The sequence below is a fragment of the Capnocytophaga sp. genome (assembly GCF_030532915.1).
GTDB lineage: Bacteria > Bacteroidota > Bacteroidia > Flavobacteriales > Flavobacteriaceae > Capnocytophaga.
Genome location: NZ_JAUNKD010000045.1, coordinates 12,795 through 15,553 on the forward strand (window position 1 = coordinate 12,795; position 2,759 = coordinate 15,553).

At 46.4% G+C, this 2,759-nt stretch carries 3 protein-coding genes and 1 tRNA gene; all 4 read right to left on the reverse strand.

The window, feature by feature from the left end; translation table 11 throughout:
• Window positions 1-1,010: alpha-L-fucosidase (locus Q4D72_RS10830; RefSeq protein WP_303077881.1), on the reverse strand; the 1,010-nt coding region annotated here is incomplete at its 3' end.
• A gap of 64 nt (window positions 1,011-1,074) precedes the next feature.
• Window positions 1,075-2,214 (reverse strand): hypothetical protein, encoded by a 1,140-nt coding sequence (locus Q4D72_RS10835; protein ID WP_303077882.1) that lies wholly within the window; start codon window positions 2,212-2,214, stop codon window positions 1,075-1,077.
• Window positions 2,215-2,372: 158 nt separating this feature from the next.
• On the reverse strand, window positions 2,373-2,630 hold the full coding sequence (gene rpsT / locus Q4D72_RS10840; protein ID WP_303077883.1) for a 30S ribosomal protein S20: 258 nt from the start codon (window positions 2,628-2,630) through the stop codon (window positions 2,373-2,375).
• Window positions 2,631-2,687: 57 nt separating this feature from the next.
• A tRNA-Glu gene (locus Q4D72_RS10845) sits at window positions 2,688-2,759 on the reverse strand.

Sequence of the window (2,759 nt, forward strand, 5' to 3'; positions counted from 1 at the left end):
ATGTCGTTTTCGTGTACCAGTCCGCGCGTATCTACGGGTAGGTTCAGCAAAAGGGAAGCGTTTCGCCCAACGGAATTATAGTAAATAGTAACCATAGCATCGAGTGGGCGCACCTGATGGTCTTCACGTTTGTGGTAATACCAGCCGGGGCGTATGGACACATCGGCTTCGGCAGGAATCCATTGGTCGCCGTTTTCATCGCCGTTTTGCAGGTGTTGCAGGTCGGAATGTCCTGCCCAGGTGTTGCTATTGTCGAAGCTCGCCCAGTTAGTCTCGGCGCCAAATCCGTGTTCGTTGCCTATCCATCGCACGTCAGGTCCGCCATCACCAAAGATAACCGCGTTGGGTTGCAACTCGCGCACAATGTCGGTTACCTTATCCCATTGGTAGTATGTTTTGGCATCGATGGTACGGGTCTCGTTAGCACCGCCGTAGTAGCCCGAGCCTCCGTTAGCGCCGTCGAACCATACCTCGAATAGTTCGCCATAATTGGTAAGCAACTCCCGCAACTGATTATGGAAGTACGTAACGTACTCGGGCTTTCCGTAGTCAGGGTGATGCCTGTCCCAAGGAGAAAGATATACGCCGAGTTTGAGTCCTTCCTGCCGACAGGCTTGTGAAAGTTCTTTGAGTAAGTCGCCTTTGCCTGCTTTCCACGGGGCGTTTTTCACCGAATGTTCGGTATAGGCAGAAGGCCACAAGCAGAAGCCGTCGTGGTGTTTGGCGGTGATGATGATGCCTTTCATTCCGGCTTCTTTCACCACCCTTGCCCATTGGTTTACGTTTAATTCGGTGGGGTTAAACAGCTCGGGTTTTTCACTCCCGAAGCCCCATTCCATATCCGTGAAGGTATTCATATTGAAATGGATAAAGGCATAATACTCCAATTGATGCCAGTCGAGTTGCCGTTGTGAGGGTATTGCTCCGACAGGCTCGGGCGGTTGCGGGTTTTGACAGGCGCTCACAAGTGCCAACATTGCGGCACACAATGCGTTTTGTATGGGTTTCATCATATAAAAGATTTGGTGATTTTTACTGATTTTGTAAGGTACTCTCAGCAGGATGTTGCGCAACTTATGGGAAGCTTGTCTCGTCAATCGGCTGTGTTTCAAGCGTGGTTTTTACCGGAAGCACCGCTGTGGAGTCCGCCTGCGTGCTGATGTGCTTCATTCGTTTATCCAAGTCGCTGTCGTAAATCTTGTTGATGTGTGCAATAAGTTCGTTGAAGGATTGCTGCAACCTACCGATGTGATGTTTCACTTGTGCCTCTGAAAAGTCGGGATTGTTCTTGACATTATCGGCAAGTTCCCGCACTTGGGTGTCGAGCCAATGCAGTCGGGCTTGTATGGCGGGCGTTTTGATGGTTTCGGGGAAGGCGTCATTATCGGCAAGCAGTTGCTTTAACTCATCTTCAATTTGCCGCAGCCAGAAAAACACGGCATAGTATGAGCTTTTTACTTCGGTTTGTTGTTTGATGATTTTATCGGAGTGTGAGCCTACTTTATGAAAGTCCTTCGCGGGGATTTGCAGAGTAGGGCGATAGAAAAGCAGGGCTTGGTCGTTGTTGTTTTCAGCCGTAAATCCAATGCGAATGCCGTGAATGTCAGTCTTTTTTGGGGTGTATGTATGTTTAACTTCATACCATTGGTCATACGTAAGGGTGTCGGGTTGCGGTGTGCCGGTGCTTTCATACAGGGTGTTATCACCGCTGGTAAAGCTCACGTTAAAGGCATTGTCGGCTGTTTTTTTAGTGAAGAAAGAAAAGGTATACGGAATGTTTTCCACCAGATATTCATTCCATTGCAGGTGAGCGGGGTCTTCTTTTTTCTTTTTCTCAATGCGGAAAACGGTGTCGTTCACGTTTTCAACGCTGCGCCAATCGCGCTCGGTTGATGCGTTATCAGCCGTGATTTTGGGGCTGTTGGTGTATAGTCGGGTGTAGGTAAGCAGGCTGTCGGGGTTGGTTGTCAGCAGGGTTTCGGCATTTTTGACTTTGGTGGGCGCCATATTTACCACTACTTGCATCAGCCCCTGAAAGGCTTTCCATCCTTGAATGTCGGCTTGTGCCTTATCGGAAATGGTTATGAGGTTGAACTCCTCAAAGTCAATTGATTTTACGTTGTGCTGTTTGTGCTGTTGGGTGTTGCTTTTGTCATTACGGCACGAAGCCAACACCAGTAGGGAAAACACGCCTAAAATTATACGCTTCATCATTACCAAATTAAAGCCCAAAGATACTATTTTTATCGTAAACACGTGAAAAAAAGAGTGAAAAAAGCGCTTTTTGTTGATTTTAGCACATTTATAAAAACACCAAAGCCGGACTATTGAACATAATCCGGCTGTTAGTGATAAATCTAAAACCTAAATGACTATCTAGCTAACTTATTTAGATGCTTCGCTAAACTGCTTTTTAAATTCGACGCTTTATTGGCGTGAATAATATTTTTCTTTGCTAATTTATCAATCATTGATACTACTTTTGGCAAAAGCTCTTTGGCTTCGTCCAAATTCTCCAAAGCACGCAACTTTCTCACTGCATTACGAGCTGTTTTGTGTTGATAACGATTGCGCAGACGGGCTGCTTCGTTTCGTCTAATTCTTTTTAATGCTGATTTATGGTTTGCCATTGTTTAATACTTTCTTGAAATTAGTGAAAAAAGGTGAATGTATCACCTTTTGTTTTGTAGTCCGTAGGGGAATCGAACCCCTGTTACCAGGATGAAAACCTGGCGTCCTAACCCCTAGACGAACGGACC

What these genes read in the sequence shown, in the direction of transcription:
- rpsT (WP_303077883.1), bottom strand. Translation starts at nt 2,630, where the DNA reads ATGGCAAACCATAAATCAGCATTAAAAAGAATTAGACGAAACGAAGCA.
- Q4D72_RS10835 (WP_303077882.1), bottom strand. Translation starts at nt 2,214, where the DNA reads ATGATGAAGCGTATAATTTTAGGCGTGTTTTCCCTACTGGTGTTGGCT.